At 29.4% G+C, this 17,791-nt stretch carries 16 protein-coding genes, 1 tRNA gene and 1 other annotated feature; of the genes, 9 read left to right on the plus strand and 8 right to left on the minus strand.

Features of this window, described 5'->3' with window-relative positions; translation table 11 throughout:
- Positions 1–544: 544 nt before the first annotated feature.
- Both EYR00_RS04690 and tnpA read left to right on the plus strand, forming a co-directional pair.
- On the plus strand, positions 545–1,183 hold the full coding sequence (locus EYR00_RS04690) for a hypothetical protein (RefSeq protein ID WP_003534601.1): 639 nt from the start codon (positions 545–547) through the stop codon (positions 1,181–1,183).
- Positions 1,184–1,753: 570 nt separating this feature from the next.
- Complete coding sequence (gene tnpA / locus EYR00_RS04695; RefSeq protein WP_003534598.1) at positions 1,754–2,233, plus strand: IS200/IS605 family transposase; 480 nt, start codon at positions 1,754–1,756, stop codon at positions 2,231–2,233.
- Between the two features lie 174 nt (positions 2,234–2,407).
- On the opposite strand, the gene EYR00_RS04700 is transcribed toward tnpA, so the two are convergent.
- Positions 2,408–2,551 carry a hypothetical protein gene (locus tag EYR00_RS04700; RefSeq protein ID WP_009299691.1) on the minus strand — a complete coding sequence of 48 codons (144 nt, stop codon included), beginning with the start codon at positions 2,549–2,551 and terminating at the stop codon, positions 2,408–2,410.
- A 160-nt stretch (positions 2,552–2,711) separates the two neighbouring features.
- Here EYR00_RS04700 and EYR00_RS04705 point away from each other — a divergent pair, with 160 nt between their 5' ends.
- From EYR00_RS04705 to EYR00_RS04715, 3 genes are all read left to right on the plus strand, one after another.
- Complete coding sequence (locus EYR00_RS04705; RefSeq protein WP_003534596.1) at positions 2,712–3,269, plus strand: hypothetical protein; 558 nt, start codon at positions 2,712–2,714, stop codon at positions 3,267–3,269.
- 1,344 nt (positions 3,270–4,613) lie between these two features.
- Complete coding sequence (locus EYR00_RS04710) at positions 4,614–4,925, plus strand: tyrosine-type recombinase/integrase (RefSeq protein WP_003534592.1); 312 nt, start codon at positions 4,614–4,616, stop codon at positions 4,923–4,925.
- A 313-nt stretch (positions 4,926–5,238) separates the two neighbouring features.
- Positions 5,239–5,706: a tyrosine-type recombinase/integrase gene (locus EYR00_RS04715; RefSeq protein ID WP_226814629.1), complete on the plus strand. Its 468-nt coding sequence runs from the start codon at positions 5,239–5,241 to the stop codon at positions 5,704–5,706.
- A 1,260-nt stretch (positions 5,707–6,966) separates the two neighbouring features.
- Here EYR00_RS04715 and EYR00_RS04720 read toward each other — a convergent pair.
- The 3 genes from EYR00_RS04720 to EYR00_RS04730 all read right to left on the minus strand — a co-directional run bounded on the left by EYR00_RS04720 (position 6,967) and on the right by EYR00_RS04730 (position 8,347).
- Positions 6,967–7,042 (minus strand) — tRNA-His (locus tag EYR00_RS04720).
- A 126-nt stretch (positions 7,043–7,168) separates the two neighbouring features.
- Positions 7,169–7,513, minus strand: coding sequence for a hypothetical protein (locus tag EYR00_RS04725; RefSeq protein WP_003534589.1), 345 nt, complete (start codon positions 7,511–7,513; stop codon positions 7,169–7,171).
- A gap of 66 nt (positions 7,514–7,579) precedes the next feature.
- Positions 7,580–8,347, minus strand: a complete 768-nt coding sequence (locus tag EYR00_RS04730; RefSeq protein ID WP_040434024.1) for a YdcF family protein — start codon at positions 8,345–8,347, stop codon at positions 7,580–7,582.
- A 132-nt stretch (positions 8,348–8,479) separates the two neighbouring features.
- Between EYR00_RS04730 and EYR00_RS04735 the strand changes: the two genes are divergently transcribed.
- Positions 8,480–9,598, plus strand: a complete 1,119-nt coding sequence (locus EYR00_RS04735; protein WP_003534587.1) for an aldo/keto reductase — start codon at positions 8,480–8,482, stop codon at positions 9,596–9,598.
- Between the two features lie 132 nt (positions 9,599–9,730).
- On the opposite strand, the gene EYR00_RS04740 is transcribed toward EYR00_RS04735, so the two are convergent.
- From EYR00_RS04740 to EYR00_RS04755, 4 genes are all read right to left on the minus strand, one after another.
- Positions 9,731–10,912 carry an MFS transporter gene (locus EYR00_RS04740; protein WP_008792793.1) on the minus strand — a complete coding sequence of 394 codons (1,182 nt, stop codon included), beginning with the start codon at positions 10,910–10,912 and terminating at the stop codon, positions 9,731–9,733.
- Between the two features lie 238 nt (positions 10,913–11,150).
- The gene (locus tag EYR00_RS04745; RefSeq protein ID WP_003534581.1) at positions 11,151–12,509 is read right to left on the minus strand and encodes a Cof-type HAD-IIB family hydrolase; all 1,359 of its coding nucleotides are present in this window, start codon (positions 12,507–12,509) and stop codon (positions 11,151–11,153) included.
- 114 nt (positions 12,510–12,623) lie between these two features.
- Positions 12,624–14,249, minus strand: a complete 1,626-nt coding sequence (locus tag EYR00_RS04750; protein ID WP_003534580.1) for an ABC transporter ATP-binding protein — start codon at positions 14,247–14,249, stop codon at positions 12,624–12,626.
- Positions 14,246–14,794 (minus strand): WHG domain-containing protein, encoded by a 549-nt coding sequence (locus EYR00_RS04755; RefSeq protein WP_003534579.1) that lies wholly within the window; start codon positions 14,792–14,794, stop codon positions 14,246–14,248. Before EYR00_RS04755 ends, EYR00_RS04750 begins: the two co-directional genes overlap by 4 nt.
- Before the next feature lie 413 nt (positions 14,795–15,207).
- Here EYR00_RS04755 and EYR00_RS04760 point away from each other — a divergent pair, with 413 nt between their 5' ends.
- The 3 genes from EYR00_RS04760 (at position 15,208) to rpsU (ending at position 17,395) form a co-directional block, all read left to right on the plus strand.
- Positions 15,208–15,762, plus strand: coding sequence for a Sir2 family NAD-dependent protein deacetylase (locus EYR00_RS04760; protein WP_008792789.1), 555 nt, complete (start codon positions 15,208–15,210; stop codon positions 15,760–15,762).
- A 49-nt stretch (positions 15,763–15,811) separates the two neighbouring features.
- Positions 15,812–16,057, plus strand: a binding site (T-box leader).
- Positions 16,058–16,093: 36 nt separating this feature from the next.
- Positions 16,094–17,110, plus strand: a complete 1,017-nt coding sequence (aroF, locus tag EYR00_RS04765; protein WP_003534575.1) for a 3-deoxy-7-phosphoheptulonate synthase — start codon at positions 16,094–16,096, stop codon at positions 17,108–17,110.
- Between the two features lie 102 nt (positions 17,111–17,212).
- Positions 17,213–17,395: a 30S ribosomal protein S21 gene (gene rpsU / locus EYR00_RS04770; protein WP_003534573.1), complete on the plus strand. Its 183-nt coding sequence runs from the start codon at positions 17,213–17,215 to the stop codon at positions 17,393–17,395.
- The last annotated feature ends 396 nt before the right edge of the window (positions 17,396–17,791 follow it).

Genomic DNA, 17,791 nt, shown 5'->3' on the forward strand with positions numbered 1-17,791 from the left:
TATGATCGGGTTATTACAATCTGTCTCATATGCATTTCGATTTTTGAGACCAGTATTTAATAACTCTAATTTTAGAATGCATCTTAAAAGAGGTATTAGATATATTTAATTTGCAAAACAAATAAAAATTTCCTATTTAAGACTTTATACTCTACTTTGATTATCCACATGGCTAGAATCAGTGAATATCTTATTCATTTTATGTATTAGCAGCATATGCTCGAGTAAATGTCCTATCAGAAATATCAAATAACAGATTTTTTATATCTATAGGTGTTGCATACAACGGATTTTATTTTACTGATTTTCAAGTGTAACAGAGATGTTTTTTATGAAATCTTTATTCTACACTAACAATGATGTACCTTTATATTTAAATAGATTAAAAAAACAATTTTTATCATTTATAGACATAAGTATGTAATTTTATGTTAAAATTTAGTATAAGCCGGTTGGCTAATTTGATAGCAGGAGGGATAAATGTATTATAGTTTTGATTTATTGCTAGTAGGATAAGTTGATTGCATTTTTGGAGGAAATAAATATGAAAAAAATTTTAACATTTGCTTTGGCAGCATTAATGATTATTTCTATGACTGGATGTGCTGGAAACGATAACACCCAGAAAGAACAGGAAAAGGTAGTTACATCTTTTTTTGATAATATAAAGGAATACAAGCTAGATGAATTAGAAAAGCTGGGAACTGATGATTATACTGATGTACTTGATATTAGTTCTATAACTGATGGATTTAAGAATTTTGAAGATGAAAATGTTTATGGTGAATCCTTTGTGAAAGAAACCGAAAACTTTGTTAAAAAAGTCTTTGATAAATTAATAAAAGAGTATAAAATAACTTTTGATGACGAAGAAGAAAATACCGTACTGGTTAAAGGAAAAAGACTAGATGAAAAATCAATCGATATGACATCAGCACAAGAAAATATTAATGAACTGGCTCAGAAGTATCAAGAAGAAAATATGGAAGAGTTATCTAAAATATATTTAGAACAAGGACAAGAAGCAATGATGAAAAAGATTTTTGATGATTTGTCAAAAGAGTTATATAATCCGTTATATAAAGAATTAGACAACGCTAAGTATACCGAATTTACATTTAAATTTGAGATGGTAGAAAAAGATGGAAAATGGCTAATTGATAAAATTAGTAAAGAAAAATAGATTTTTAAATATTGGCAATAATCAAACACTTGTGAAATATGATTATTTATTGAAATAAAGACAGTATTTTTTGTCGTGTTTTTTTAATGTTATAAGCTGATATACTAATAATGAGGTGAAAGAAATGGTATTAGAGTTAGAGAGTTTAAATATTAAAACAACTGAGCTTCAGATAGCTGTTGTAAGGCTCCCAGAGGTATTTCTAGAAAAATCAATATCACCAGCAAGCCCTACCATTTTATTTGTCCGGAATAAGAGAAAATCAGTATAGCCGATTGGGTTGTTGTTGAAGTAAAAAGGAAGACTCATAATAAAAATATTGACATTTAGGCCCAATTCATTTGTGGTATACAAATTAGAAGAATCAGATAAATTTGAAAAAAAGATGTATAAACATTTTTGGAAAAACAAGCAGTTGATATAACTGCTTGTTTTTTGTCTGCAATAAAACCCCCAGCTAGGCTGGGGGTCTCAAAAAGCTTTAGCGGAGTGATAATGAAAAACCTCACGTGATATAATATAAATGCGGCTACCAACTGCAAAAATAAGATATCACTGAGGAAATGACAAATGAATAAACAGTATTCAGATGACTTACATAGTTTATCACACACAAAATGGAGTTGCAAATATCATATTGTATTTGCACCAAAATATAGAAGAAGAGCATTTTATGAAGCAAGAAGGGTAGAGGTAGGAGCAATACTAAGACAATTATGTGAATGGAAAGGCGTAAATATAATAGAAGCGGAAGTATGCATAGATCATGTACATATGTTAGTAGAAATACCGCCCAAATATAGTGTTTCAGGGTTTATGGGGTTTTTAAAGGGAAAGAGCAGTCAAATGATATATGAAAGATGGGCAAATACAAGATATAAGTACAGACATAGAGAGTTCTGGTGTCGAGGATATTATGTAGATACAGTAGGAAAGAATACGAAAAGAATAAAAAATTATATAGCGAATCAATTAAAAGAAGATCAGGAAAGTGAACAGCTGACACTGGATTTGGAAGACCCGTTTAAAAAAGGAAAAGGGAAAAACTAAATAAATACAGAGTGCATGCGGTAGCCGTAGGCATAAGGAATGTCTTGAGACATGCGCTCTGAGAGCAGGGCTATGCCCGCAAATGTAAAACCACCGGCTAAGCCGGTGGATATTTATTGCTTTGAATAGTGCTGAAACTTAGTATTTATACTATTTTAGAACTACTTATGGCAATTATTTGATGTTTTCGTTATCGTTATTTGTATCCTCTTTCGTTTCAGCTATTTTAGAAGTGTTTTCTTTGATAGCTTTAATTATTTGATCTGTTTTGATCCAAAAGATTATTATAGGTATAATCCAAAATATAAATCCAATCATCGTTACCCCTCCTCTTACATTTTTATAATACCATAATTTTATAAAAAATAAAAAAAGCGTTGATAAAATAATGCTTTTTTTTGATATCATATAAATGAGGTAGGAGTTATAAATCAATTGCTTTTGCTGGCATAATCTTATATAAGGAGAGGTATATATTATGAAAAAATCTATAAAGTTGTTTCTTTGTCTAACTTTAATATTTGTTTGTGCGTTCATGTTTCCTGTTGGAGTTAATGGTGCATCAGATTCTTCAAGTGAAGCTGTTTTATACGAGGCTGAATTCAGCCTGTCTAATCCAAATGAACAGACTAAAACGTTTAAAAATGGAGATAAAACAATTTGTTTAAAAATGGGTGAAGATTTGTCTTTAAAAACAAGAGAAACAATTCCAATCGGCTCATTTAACAGGTACTTTACTTATGATGATGGTATAATTACAATGAAAGCAAGGTATACTGGTTCGGTAAATCCATACAATTCTTTCATAACTGAAGTAAGTGATGGTAGATATAATTCTTTGGCTGGGACAACATTTATACGTGACAGGTATAGTTGGGGAAGCCTTAGTTATGCTCCATCTAATGCTTATGGTAAATATGAGGTTGATTACACTTTACCGGTAATAGGAGGAACTAAGACACACACATTAATGGTAAGTATCAAACCAACTTTTTCTGGTGGTGTTGTCAAAGTTACATTGGGATCTAATATTTAAAATTGTAGTTTATAAATTACATACACTATACTAGCACATAGCAATCTGATTTTAACTTAATAAAAAGGCTTTAAGTGTTTTGAATCATTAAGTTTCATTTAAAATTAAATTGATATGGATAAGGATTGAGGCCTATAGTCTAAAGGTGTTAATCCTTTTCTTTTTAAATTTTTTTCTTTCGTAGTTGTGATAACGAATATATTATCTTATAGCTGCTTATAAATCATATGATTTATTTAGAGCTAAAAATGTAAATAATCATTTAAAAGAACAATTGTACTGAGAAAGTCTGCGTTATGAACAGGTACAGTGTTTAACCGGACTAATTACAGAAGTAAAGAATAGATGCAATAAAATTTGAAAAAATATTGAAATATTATTCAAAAAAAATGTAGAATAGAATTGTACTGTAGGAAGGCGTGGGTAATGCTCTAATCCAAATATTCCATCTGTGGGGAGTGATGAACTATATGTTCGTTACTCTTTTTTTGTAATGATTTAATTTGAAATTGTTGTATTGTGTCGCTCCGCGCGGATTATATGTATTTAGCGTGTATCAGATGTTTATCATTCAATTTTAAATTTGATTGATTTTATTTAAAGGCTTATTTCTATATTTTTTGTTCTGTGAACTGTATAATATATATTTATCTTACTTTGAGTTAAAAAATATATGGATATAGTATTTTTTTGTTGTGTTTTTTGATTTTATAAGCTGATATACTAATAATAAGGTGAAAGAAATGGTATTAGAATTAATATTGAAACAACTGAGCTTCAGATAGCTGTTGTAAGGCTCGCTAGAGGTGTTTCTAGAAAAATCAATATCAACAGCAAGCCTTATCATTTTATTTGTCCGGAATACGAGAAAATCAGTATAGGTGATTGGGTTGTTGTTGAAGTAAAAAGGAAGACTCATAATAAAAATATTGAGCATGATTTCGGGGTAGGCCGTGTTGATGAGATCATGACATGGACGGATAAAGAAATATTGACATTCAGGCCCAATTCATTTGTGGTATGCAAATTAGAAGAATCAGATAAATTTGAAAAAAGATGTATAAACATTAACAATAAGAAAAAATCTTTGTGGGCTAGGTATAATGCTGTTGATTGTAAGATAAATCCAGATAAAAAGGTAGAAGGGGTTCCTATGAATATATTTGATAACTTGCTTGATAATACTGGAAAACTTCATTTTACAAGCTTAATAAATACTCCCATAAAATGACTTCAGAAAAAAAGAAGATAAAGAAAAAACGCCAGCTTGAATAATATTCTGGTAGTATAATAAATCAGTTTAATGTATTATTAAAGCTGATTTTTTTATGGGAGGAATGTATTATGACTTTAAATGAATTATTTGACATATATATCGAAGATGTCGATATGATCAATCAGGTTACGACTACAGATTCTATTAAATATCGTTATAAATCTCATTTGAAACCTGTATTTGGAAATATAGAATTAGAAGCTATTGATCCAAAGTCCATTAAGAAGTTTCAAAAGGATATGGTTGAAGGTGTCTATGGAAGTAGAAGTGGTGATGTATTTTCGGTGTCATATATTAATTTAATTGTAGAACTGCTTAAACGATTGATTAAATATAGTGTTTTAATGAATTGCTTTACACCGACAGTTGAGCAGTCATGAGGATAAAACGTAGCCATACTCTTGTTGACAAGGAAAAACATAAAAAATGTTAAATTATATGGAGTATCGGAGATTTCAACAGGTTTATAAGTCATGTTGATGAAGAAAAAATTCTATGTACTGTTTAATGTTTTTTTCTATACTGGACTGCGCAAAGGCGAAGCACTGTCTCTGATGTGGAAAGATGTAGAACTGATAGAATAGACAATAACAATTAATTCTACTGCCTGTCGCGTAAGAGGTAGAGGTCAGGTTGTTAAAGAACCAAAATCTTTCAGTTCACATCGTATTATTTATATTAATGACAGCCTGAATGAAATACTGCTTAATTATTACCTTAATAAGAAGACTGAATATAGTTGTAACATTAATCATCATTTTGTCTTTGGTGATACAAAAATGCTGTCGTATTCTACTCTTGATCGTTTTTTTTATTAAATATAAAGAGTTATCCAATGTTTCTAATATGAATCTGCACGGTTTTAGACACTCTCATGCTACCATGATGTTGGAAATAACCAATGATGTCTACAACGTTTCAAAACGTCTTGGGCATGAAAATATAGAAATTACGGATACGTATTTACATGTGAATAATAAAATTCAGAGAGAAATGGCTCAAAAAATTGAAGATGTTATTAAAAGTGAAGAAAAAAATAAAATTGAGGACTATTTATATGATCTAAAGGTGAGTTTAAAAATGCAGATGACTAAAGGCAGTTACAGTAAAAAAGATATTAGAAAATTGAAAAAAATATATGATTATATTGCAGAACTGTAAATTATGTATAATTTCTAATATTATGTGGGAAACTATTTAAAATTCAAAGAGATGTAATATTAAAAGTTAAATTTTGGAAGGAGAAGCTAGAAAGCAATTTAGAAAGTGGGATAATGTGAAGTATATTGCAGAAAGTACGACTAAAAGAATGATATCCAAAGATTCATATAGAAATAAAAATTGGGGAATGGAAATAAATACAAATAATAGATTAAATCCCAAAGATGGTATAGGTATTAGATAATTCTTTAAACAGATTGATGATTACAGATAATAGATCTAGTGAAATGGTAAGTACTGTAGAATTCTTGATTGTGATAATTATATTTTTTCAATTGCTGCAGTAGAATTGTTTTGAATATTGATTTCGCAATATTTAAATTAAACAGGGAACTGATTGCTATGGGAGAAATGAAGGAAATGGGATCAAAATGAAATAGAATAAAATTACATATCTCAATTACTTTGCAAGGATATTATGGAAAGAATTGACGGTAATAAAATATATGATAAAAAATGGTATAAACAGTAAAAAATAGATATACTTGATATTGAATAGATTAAATGTTATAATCTATCTGTAAATCGGGCATTGTTATATCACAATGCAAACAAAAAGGTAAGGAATGCACTCCTTACCTTTTCTGGTTTTTACAGTGAACTTAACACTAGGCTAGTTATCGTTATAAATATTTGTCTAACTATTTGCATATGTAATAAACTATTACACCTGCCATGACAGAAATAATCAAATCGGACATTATTATACCACCTCCTCTCCAAACAGGAGGGACGATAACAAACGTATTATATCAAATAAAATTTTGTCTAACAATTTATTATTGAGAAATATTTTGATTAAAAATAGAGTTGTACTCTATAAACTGATATATGAGTATTTAAAAAATGTTTAAATTATCAAGCAGTGGTATAATTAATATCGTTATTTTTTCAATTTTTTATTTATTTTTATGTTTTCAGGTGATATACTTAAACAGTCGAAACAACTAAATAAAAAATCCTGTTTCACTACCAATGAAACAGGATTGAGCATAGTCATTTAGCACTTAACTATGACACATATGATAATAAATCATATAATATATAAATATGGTTTGTTTATATAGAAATTTACCATATTGGAAAGATAAAATCTAGTAGTTATATGCTTAAATGACTGTGAAATCAAGTATAAAGTATATAACTTTATTTTGTATGATTTATCTTCTTATTTTATTTTTTTAGATTATTTAATAAAAATGGGGCGGTCGATGGGAATCGAACCCACGAATGCCAGAGCCACAATCTGGTGTGTTAACCACTTCACCACGACCGCCATATTTACTTTGTTAAGAGGTTATTAACTCTCAACGCAAGAATGATTATATATAAAAATTTGATAAATGTAAAGAGAAAATGTAAAAAAAAATAAAAAAACTCAAAGTTTAAATTCTTTGAGTTTTTATTCTAATAATTCTGAGATATCTGTTTCAAAGTTATTGGAATTTTCACGACTGAAATATGTTGTATAACTCTCGCTTTTTTCATCATTATCAATAATTGTCATAACAAATTCACACTCATAGCACAATTCCATGATTGTTTGCATCCCTTGATAAGTTATACTATAAGTCTGATAATTATCATTTTCAGTATTAATTTCTAATTTAGCACGACTTGGATAAATATCCCAGTCGATTAGATTTCCATCAACTCCCCAATCTATTAGAATAAAAGAAATAGGATCAATAATTGAATCGTCAAATTTGTCACTTGCCTTAATGGTAATATATAATTTACTAAACATAATCACCCCTCCATTCAATAGTATACTAAATTAATTATCAATAAATGTGTGAACTATGTGGAATATTTAAGATAATATCATATCTTTCAAACATCCAAAAAATTCTCTTAAATAATAGTGTGGAGCAGTATCTAAATTTTCTCTAGCTGCATATGTATGAGCTTCTAAACCGTGTTTATTTGCTAATAGTTTACTTCGGTAGCAATGAAAACCATTAGTTATTATAACTACTTCATAGTCTTCAGTAGGCGATGTTTCAATAATTTTTTTACTATAGATAATATTTTCATTTGTATTAGTACTTTTATTTTCTTCGATAATCAATGATTCATCTATTCCTTTGTTGATTAAATAGTCTTTCATAGCTTTTGCTTCTGTGATGTTCTCGCCGTGGCCTTGTCCTCCGCTTACAATAATTGGGACATCAGGAAATTTTTGATGATATTCAACAGCTGCATCTAATCGATAACGTAATAGTGGTGCAGGTTTGTCGCCGTATAAACGAGCACCAAGAACAATGAGGAAATCACTGCGTTTGTTATACTTATTATTAACCTCATGTATAATTAAACCCTCGATAATTATAAATACAATTACACTAATAATAATAATTCCTTTAATTGAATAATTAAGAATTTTAGGTAATGAGGATAGAATACTTTTTCTAAAATGTAACTCATATACAGCATAACACATTAATAATGCTGTAAAAATCGGATAAAGTATATAGGCATTGATAAACCGAGAATTAGTGACAACTATAATGAAGTAGAATAATGATAGCAAGGCAAGAAATAGTAGTATATAGTCAAATAATTTACAATTCTTTTCCATTATAAAATAAACTCCTTTTTTATATCATAACATACAAGAAGAAATATTTTTCTTAAAAATATTTAAATATGGTAAAAAAAATGGTGAAATAGTATAATGAAAGTATGTTGTAGGATATTAGGAGGACTTTAAATGAAAACAAAAAAGTTTGACAATTTAGGGATTGAACCATCATTATTGGGGTTTGGCTGTATGCGTTTTCCATTAGATGAGGATGGGAAAATTAATGAAAAAGAAGCAGAAAAAATGATTGATAAGGCAATTGGATCAGGGGTTACATACATTGATACTGCTTTTCCTTATCATAATGGCGATAGCGAACCGTTTGTTGGTAAAGTGTTAAAAAAGTATAAACGTGAAGATTTCTTTTTAGCGACAAAATTACCAATTTGGAATGTTTCGAGTAAAGAAGAGGCAAAAAAAGTTTTTGAAGATCAATTAAAAAGATTAGATGTTGAATATGTTGATTTTTATTTATTACATGCTTTAGATGCTGATAAATGGAGAAAAGTATTAGAATATGACTTGATTGGAATGTGTGAAGAATTTAGAGAAGAAGGGAAAATCCGTAATATTGGATTTAGTTTCCATGATGAATATCCGGTTTTTAAAGAAATTCTTGAATATCATGATTGGGATTTTTGTCAATTACAATTAAATTATATGGATATGGATATTCAAGCAGGGATGAAGGGCTATTTATTGGCAGAAAAATATAATATACCAATTATAGTTATGGAACCGATCAAAGGTGGTTCGTTAGCAAAGTTACCAGAAGATATCGAAAATAAATTTAAAGCATATAATCCTGATTTAAGTATTTCATCATGGGCACTTCGCTATGTTGCCAGTTTGCCCAATGTGAAAGTAGTGCTTAGCGGGATGTCAACTTATGAACAGGTACTAGATAATTTAGCTACTTTTAAAAATTTTGAGTATTTGAAAGCTGAAGAAGTTGCTTTGATTCAAGATGTTCGTGATACATTAAAAGCAAGAACTCAAAATGGTTGTACAGGATGTGCATATTGCATGCCGTGTCCATTTGGAGTGGATATTCCAAATAATTTTAAATATTGGAATAATGCTTTTGTATATGATAGTCATGATCAATTTAAAGCAAAGTTAGAAAAAATGGTTTCAGAAGCTAAAGCTGAAAATTGTAAACAATGTGGAGCATGTGAAAAGATGTGTCCACAACAACTGCCGATACGAGAAGATTTAAAACGGGTATGTGAATATATGAAAAAATAATTATGGTATTAAGTGAACCTGATTATTTAGACTAAAAGTAAATATAAATACTACTTAGATGTTAATTATTTTAATTTGTAGGTTGAACAATAAAAAAGGAGATTTTAACTTAATTAGAGTAAAATCTCTTTTTTATTGTTTAGTGGGTGTATTCAATTGTTTCTTTTGAAAGTAACCAGTTGAAAAAATAATTATTACTCCAATTATTGTAATTAAACATGCAAATATAAACATCATATTTAAACCATATTGATCTTGTAAAATACCGCCAAAAAGATTTCCTATAGTAGATCCTACCCCAGAAGTCATAATCCCTATCATTGTTTGACCCATCATTTGATCATGACTTTTGAGGTTATATGTTACATAGTAAGTTATCACTGCTGTTAGTAATCCATACGATAAACTTTGCATCATCATTCCAATGAATAAAACAGGGAGACTAGGTGCTAGACAAATAGTAAAATTTCGAATAATATAGAAAAAAGCTGCAACCATAATTAAAGTGATACTGTCATATCTTCTAATTAACCTTGGAGTAATTGCCATAACAGGCATTTCGCTAGCTGCCATGAAGAAGATTGCAACACCGTACAATGAAGTATTACCGCCAAGATTTTTAACGACATTGATTAAATAAGTTGATAGCGAAGTTGCAGCAGCAAACATAAAGGAGAAGCCTAAGAGAATGAAAAAGAAGACTTTATAATTTTTAATAATTGTAAAAATATTCCCTTCTTTTTTATGGGTCGCCTGTTTAACATTGGTATTTGGCAAAGAATATAAAATTACTAAATCTAAAATTGCAGAAATGACGAAGACATATGCTAAAATAGTCGGGTTAAAAAATTCAATGAACTGACCCAAGAGCACAGCACTAACAGCATAAGATATAGAACCCATTCCTCTTGCTAAGCCAAAATTTATTTCTTTTCCGTCTTGAATATAGTTCATTGCAATCATTGATAAAAAAGGAACTGTTGAAACAATTAATGACATCATTGAAACATATAAAAGCATGATTAGAATAACTGATAAATCAACTAAAGCTAAAGTTAAAAAAGCTCCAGCAATAATCAAATAAATAATAGATAATAGCTGCTTAATTGTTAGGCCTTTTATTTTTGAAATTAAAGATGTGACAAACGGAGATAAAAAAATCGTTAAAATACACCCGCTTCCAGAAACAATGCCGATTTCAGTGTTGCTCATTCCTTTATATTGAAGAAATACGGCAACATATCCGTAAATGCAACAAGTTGCCATCCAATATAAAATATGCAATAAATTATATTTCATTTGTAGTTTTTTCATTTTTCTTGTCCTCATACTCTCCATGAAAAACAAAATAGCTCTCGAGATGATACTCAAAGCTATTCGTTATTTAGTTGTAAATCCATCATATTTTAAGATTAATATAGCAATTTTTATTTCTTCGAGCAAGAAAAATAGAGGTTTTTCAAAGATTGAAAAAATAAATAAAGATATTGATTTTTTAAGAACCAATATCTTTATTATAAAATTAGCAATACTTATATTTTAATAGTGTGAATTATGATTGATCAATGGCTTTAACAACACGACAGGGATTACCAAAAGCTAATACATTTGGTGGTATATCTTTGGTAACGACACTACCAGCGCCAATTACTGAACCATGCCCTATTTTTACCCCTGGTAAAACAACGACATTACCTCCAAGCCATGTGTTATCACCAATTTCAATTGGCATTGCTTTTTCTAAACCTTGGTTTCGACGTTTATAATCAAGCGGGTGAATAGCTGTATACAGGCCAACAGAAGGTCCGATATATACGTTACTACCAATATTGATCTTGGCTCCATCCATAAAATAAGCATTGGAATTAATAAATACATTATGACCAAAGGTGATTAAATTACCACAATCACAAAAGAAAGGTGAGATGATTTCAAGATTGCTATTCTCATTTTGGAATAGTTCATTTAAAATTTTTTGTCGAATATCCTGGTCTAGTGGGTCGGTATGATTATATTTAAAACAAAGGTGATGGGTATTCAGACGATCTGTTAAAACTTTTTGATCGTTATTAGCATCATACCACATCCCTAATAAAGCTTTTTCTCTTTCGGTAATGTTAGAAACATTAAAAAGGTCTAATAATGTTTTTAAAACGCCATAATGATTATTTGAAGGGATAATCTTATAGGCAATATTTTTAATACTTTGATTGGCATTTTCCATTACAAAACTATATTTTGCTTTTTTTAGCATTTCTAGGTCATTTGGACTATCCCCAAATACAGCACATTCCTCTAATGATAGGTTATAGCGCTTACATAATAGCTCAAGTGCAGTACCTTTATTATATCGTGGATCAATTAAGTCAATACTTTGATGACCACTGGAAACTGGTTTAATGATATTTCCGATATCATCAGTTAGCCTATTTAAAATATTTTTAGAATCTTCAGCTGGAACAAATAAAGCAAATTTTACAATCGTGTCATTAATTTCATCTAACGATTCAATCATTTCAAGTCGGTGATAGTATTTAGAATATACATTATAAAATTCATTTGACGCATTCAATAAATAAGCTGATTTAATTCCGCATAAACATATTTGAATACGAGAATCCTCTTGTAATTTTTTAGTTATTGTATAAATATCTTGTTTATTGATTTCACAGTGAAAAATTTCTTTTTTATTTTCAATGATATATGCACCATTTTCACTAATGTAAGTAATTTCATCTTGATAATCATCAAAAAAAGATTTTAATTGATAATATTGATTGCCACTGGCAACTACAAAATAAATATCATTTTCTTTAAAATAATTATAAATTTTTCTAAAAATTGTGCGGTTATAATGCATTTGGTCATCTAAAAAAGTACCATCCATATCAACTGCAACCAGTTTAATCATAATTTCACACTCCTTGAAAATAGTCTAACATAAATCAGTAAATGATGAATTCTATTTTTAATACGTGAAAAAATTAATGTGAGTTCAAATAAAATGTTTTTAGATGCAATAACACTAGAACGATAAATTTATAATTTGATCACACTGTTGGTATTCGCTTGGTTTATGGGAAATCATTAAAATTGTGTGTGTCTTCTTTAATTTAATTAATGTTTGAAAAATTTCATATGAAGTCTTTTCATCAAGAGCACTAGTTATTTCATCAAATAATAAAATTTTAGAATTTTTTAGAAGTGCTCGAGCAATTGCTAGCCTTTGTTGTTGTCCTCCAGAAAAATTTAAAGCACCGTCACTTAAAATAGTATCGTATTGTTTTGGTAGTGACATAATATATTCGTCGATTTCTGCCTGTTGACAAGCTTTTTTGATATTATTGATATCAGGATCAATAAGTGCAAGGTTTTCATAAATTGACATATTGAACAAATACGGATGTTGGGCAACACAAGTTAAAATCTGTGAATATTTTATCCTAGAATACTTGTCTATTGGATGTGTACCAATCAATATCTTACCACTAGTTGGTTTTTCAAAGCGCAAAAGTAAATTGAATAAAGTACTTTTTCCACAACCACTGGGACCGATTATTGCAATTAATGAATTTGACTTTAGGTTTAAATTGAAGTTTTGAAAGACTGTTTTTTCACGATAAGAAAAAGTAACATTTTTAAATGTAATACAAAATTCATTTGGTTTGATCATATCATCATTAAGAAAATATTCATTACACGATGAATTAATAAAATTATCATAACGATCAATTGATACATTTTTTATTCTGAGTTCACCTAAGGTAGAAATAAAGTCACTTAAAGAGCTGAATAAAGTTCCAAAATAAGACTGGATAATGAGTACTGTGTCAATTTCAAACTTGCCATTTAGACAATTATAGCAGGCATAGAACATTAGAATAATTTCTGTACACATTGTGATACTAGGACTAATTATGTTACTGATTATTTTATTGTTAATTTGTTTATCGTGAATGTTTAGATAAGCTTTGTTCAACAATTGATATTTGGCATGTAACTGATCAAGAATACTGAAAATTTTGATATCTCGTAAACCGTTAAGCAGTTGACTGTAAAATTGCATTTCATCATCAGCTTTCAATTTTCCTTCTTTGGTTAGAATTTCAAATTTATCATTATATATGTTTAAAATATAGATAACGATACTATTGATGATACATCCTAAGATCATTAAGCTGATACTAATTTGACTAAGAATAATAATTGAAATAATAAAAGATAGAAATAGCAAGATAGCTTGAGATAGCCAAGTACCAAACTCTGCGAGTAATTTAATATCACCATTAATGATATTAAGAATTTCTCCTTTGCTGTGATTAGTAAAGTATTTCATATTAATAATATCTAATTTTTTAATCATATCATTTTGTAATTTTAGGTAGACATCATTATATAGCTTTTTTTCAATATTATAGCTGATAATTTTAAATAACTTTGATGCTATTTTAAGAACAAAATACAAGATCATGGTAATTATGACCATTTTACTATTTTGTTTAGTTAAATAATTAATCGTTAAGCTAAACAATAAACTTGTAAACATATAAGGACCATTTGCTAATAAAGAAGCTAAGACCAGTATAAAGGTTATTTTTTTATTAGCTTTAGTAACTTGAAAATATTTTTTAATAATTCTTAGATTTTTCATTTTAGAAATTTATTTATAGCATTTTTTAAAAGAGTTTGGATTTCTTCCTCTTTTAAAGCCATGTTACCACCATATATTTGAGTTGCAATTCCATGGGTATAAAAACGAATATCACGATAAAGTATCTCACTTTCTTTAATTGTAATACCAAATTGTTGTGCTGAATATTCAATCGTTTCACGATTCCAAGCGGAATGGACGACTTCTTCAATGGAACGAGTTTTGATAAATTCATTGACAAACAATGCTCCAAATAGATTCTTTTCTTTGATGGCAAAATCAATATAAGCAAAAGACATCGTGTAAAGATAATTATTTTTATCAAGATGTGCTAAGATGAAATCGTTGTAATATGCATCAATTTTTTTCTTTAATTCAAATTTTAATTCATTCATATCATTAAAAACCTTAAAGATGGGCATTGTTGAACAGTTTAGTTGTTTAGCGAGATAGCGTGCATTTAGATTTTCAATCCCCTCGGATTTAGTAATTTCAAATGACTTTTCAATAATTAACTCTTTTGTTATTCTTGTTTTTGGTGGCATAATTGACTCCTTTCATATAAAATAACATATGTTATATAACAATTGTTATTTTATATAAGAACATGTACTTTGTCAATATACAAGGGATAAATGTTTAATAAACATATTTTACATATACTGCTCTTTTTTATCTAATCATACTATAATTTATTTGAGTTACTTTAGGTCAAGTGTTTTTATTAATTATTTTTTTAATTGTTTTAAAATAATACAAGCAGCCTTATTAATAAAATTATATATTATATAATAGTTGTATATATTTAAAAAAAGGCATGATAAGTGGTGAATATGGTTACAATAGATACGCTAATAATATAGATAGAATGTTAGATTGTAAATTACTTGAGAAAAAGGTGATATTTTTATAAACAAATGGTTTGTGATATAATATGTGCAAGAATTGGAGAGTGATAATGATGAAAATAGTAGCATTTACTGGTGCAGGGATAAGTAAACAAAGTAATATTCCAACCTTTATGGAAAGACCAGATGTTAGAGAAAAGTTATTTAGAAATTATGCTAATAACCATCATGAAGAATATAATGAAGTAATCAAACAATTAAAAGCTAACATGAATGGGGCTGAGCCTAACGATGCCCATATTGCATTAGCTGAATATGATATTCCTATTATTACAATGAATATCGATGGTCTACATAAACAGGCTGGGAGTGATGCCTTAGAATTGCATGGCGGATTGCCGGAAGAAGATGAATTGAGTATAGCCTGGTCATTATTTAATAAACCAGTATTATATGGTGATCCGGCACCTAATTATCAAAAGGCCTATGAGATGGTAGGGGCATTAAAAAAGAATGATATATTTATTGTTATTGGCTGTTCGTATCATACGGCGATAGCTTGTGATTTAAGAGAAGTGGCGAAATCAAGAGGGGCTAAGATTATTGAAATTCAAGAAGATGCTGCTCATAATGTTAGAAAAGTGTTAAAAGGACTATTAAAATAATTATATTAATTGACATTTTGATTATTTATCGGTATTATAAGTTCATATAATAAATACGATGAATTGAAAGAGTAAACTAGGCGTTTAGGCAAAGAGAGTATCGGGTTGGTGTGACGATATCCAAATAAATAGTTGAATACATCAAGGAGTAGAATGTTGAAGTAAGTAGGCATCTCCGGTGACACCCGTTAATGTGTAAGAGTATGAACTATAGTTGTATAGCGTACTTGATGAGGCTGATAGAGTGATCTATTAGTGAATAAAGGTGGTACCACGAAGATATCTCGTCCTTTGATTAGGATGAGTTTTTTATTTATAGGAGGAAATTAAAATGATTATTGTCTTGAAACCACATACTAGTGATGAAAGTATTAAAAAAATTGAAGATGTGATTAGAGCTAGGGGGGCTGAACCACATGTTTCTAAAGGAGAAATCCAAACAATTATTGGAATGGTTGGAGATACAACTCAAATTGATCCTAAAGCAATCGAAGTAGAACCATGTGTTGAGAAGGTCATGAAAGTATCTGAGCCATATAAACTTGCTAACCGGGCTTTTCATCCTGATGATACGATCGTTGATGTTGCTGGTGTTAAAGTTGGGGGTGACAACCTTGCTTTGATTGCTGGTCCATGTTCTGTTGAAAGTGAAGAACAAGTAATCGAGATTGCTAAAGCTGCCAAAGCTGCCGGTGCTAATATTTTAAGAGGAGGCGCTTTCAAACCAAGAACTTCACCGTATGCATTCCAGGGAATGGGGTCTTCTGGTCTGGATATTCTTGTTGCAGCTAAAGAAGCAACTGGATTGCCAATCTGTTCGGAACTGATGGATGCCCAGTATTTAGAAGAATTCAATGAGAAAGTAGATCTAATTCAGATCGGGGCAAGAAATATGCAAAACTTCGACCTGTTAAAGAAAGTGGGGGCAGGAACAAAGAAACCAATCTTATTAAAGAGAGGATTAAGTGCGACATTTGAAGAATGGATCATGTCAGCGGAATATATCATGGCAAACGGGAATCCGAATGTAATTTTATGTGAACGAGGGGTAAGAACATTTGAGACATATACAAGAAACACGTTGGATTTACAGGCTATACCGGTAGTAAAGAAATTAACACATTTACCAATCATAATTGATCCAAGCCATGCAGGAGGGAAATGGTGGTTAGTGGAACCAATGGCAAAAGCAGCAGTAGCAGCAGGAGCAGATGGGTTAATGATCGAAGTGCACAACAATCCGGAGAAGGCACTGTGTGATGGACCACAGTCATTAAGACCGGAAAGATATGAAGAATTATTAAAACAAATTTCTAAAATAGCTGAAGTTGTTGGAAAGAAAATGTAAATTATTTTAAATAATGGATATTTTTCCTTATTTTTCTTGCAATTACCAAGAATTATATATATAATAGGAACGTAATTTAGAGTTAAAGGGGGGAATAGTTCGATGGCAAAAACTGTAGTAAGAGAAAATGAATCTTTAGATGACGCTTTACGTCGTTTTAAAAGACAAGTTTCTAGAACAGGAACCCTTGCAGAAGCTCGTAAGAGAGAGTTCTACGTAAAACCAGGTTTAAAAAGAAAATTAAAATCTGAAGCAGCAAGAAAGAACAACAAAGGTAAAAGATAAAAAATGGGGCTAATGCCCTTTTTTATTTTAATTCATGAAAGTTATTAAATTATAAAAAAGTTAATATTGTGTCTTTTACTAAGAAAAGATAAAAACAGACTTTAAATAAATCTGTCTTTAAGAATCAATCAGTATCATAGTATGTATAAATTACTTTTTTATTAGAAAGGTTAATCATATTAAAAAATAAACAAGCCATCATCTTGTTTATTTTTTTTCACAATGAAAATGTCCGAAATACCAATGCTTATGGCTTACTTGATTTTCAATCAACTGTAAAAATTCTGTCAAATCAAGCTCACCGCGTATAGGGAGCAGGTTCATATAATAGACAGTGCTTTTAGGACACGTATGAGTTAAAATATAATCGATTTTAAAATTATGTGCCTTAAGATT

The sequence above is a fragment of the Thomasclavelia ramosa DSM 1402 genome (assembly GCF_014131695.1).
Classification (GTDB): domain Bacteria; phylum Bacillota_I; class Bacilli_A; order Erysipelotrichales; family Coprobacillaceae; genus Thomasclavelia; species Thomasclavelia ramosa.

Coding starts and splice junctions, on each gene's coding strand:
- EYR00_RS04690 (WP_003534601.1), top strand. CDS start 545: ATGAAAAAAATTTTAACATTTGCTTTGGCAGCATTAATGATTATTTCT.
- tnpA (WP_003534598.1), top strand. CDS start 1,754: ATGAATAAACAGTATTCAGATGACTTACATAGTTTATCACACACAAAA.
- EYR00_RS04700 (WP_009299691.1), bottom strand. CDS start 2,551: ATGATTGGATTTATATTTTGGATTATACCTATAATAATCTTTTGGATC.
- EYR00_RS04705 (WP_003534596.1), top strand. CDS start 2,712: ATGAAAAAATCTATAAAGTTGTTTCTTTGTCTAACTTTAATATTTGTT.
- EYR00_RS04710 (WP_003534592.1), top strand. CDS start 4,614: ATGACTTTAAATGAATTATTTGACATATATATCGAAGATGTCGATATG.
- EYR00_RS04715 (WP_226814629.1), top strand. CDS start 5,239: ATGAAATACTGCTTAATTATTACCTTAATAAGAAGACTGAATATAGTT.
- EYR00_RS04725 (WP_003534589.1), bottom strand. CDS start 7,513: ATGTTTAGTAAATTATATATTACCATTAAGGCAAGTGACAAATTTGAC.
- EYR00_RS04730 (WP_040434024.1), bottom strand. CDS start 8,347: ATGGAAAAGAATTGTAAATTATTTGACTATATACTACTATTTCTTGCC.
- EYR00_RS04735 (WP_003534587.1), top strand. CDS start 8,480: ATGAAAACAAAAAAGTTTGACAATTTAGGGATTGAACCATCATTATTG.
- EYR00_RS04740 (WP_008792793.1), bottom strand. CDS start 10,912: ATGAAAAAACTACAAATGAAATATAATTTATTGCATATTTTATATTGG.
- EYR00_RS04745 (WP_003534581.1), bottom strand. CDS start 12,509: ATGATTAAACTGGTTGCAGTTGATATGGATGGTACTTTTTTAGATGAC.
- EYR00_RS04750 (WP_003534580.1), bottom strand. CDS start 14,249: ATGAAAAATCTAAGAATTATTAAAAAATATTTTCAAGTTACTAAAGCT.
- EYR00_RS04755 (WP_003534579.1), bottom strand. CDS start 14,794: ATGCCACCAAAAACAAGAATAACAAAAGAGTTAATTATTGAAAAGTCA.
- EYR00_RS04760 (WP_008792789.1), top strand. CDS start 15,208: ATGATGAAAATAGTAGCATTTACTGGTGCAGGGATAAGTAAACAAAGT.
- aroF (WP_003534575.1), top strand. CDS start 16,094: ATGATTATTGTCTTGAAACCACATACTAGTGATGAAAGTATTAAAAAA.
- rpsU (WP_003534573.1), top strand. CDS start 17,213: ATGGCAAAAACTGTAGTAAGAGAAAATGAATCTTTAGATGACGCTTTA.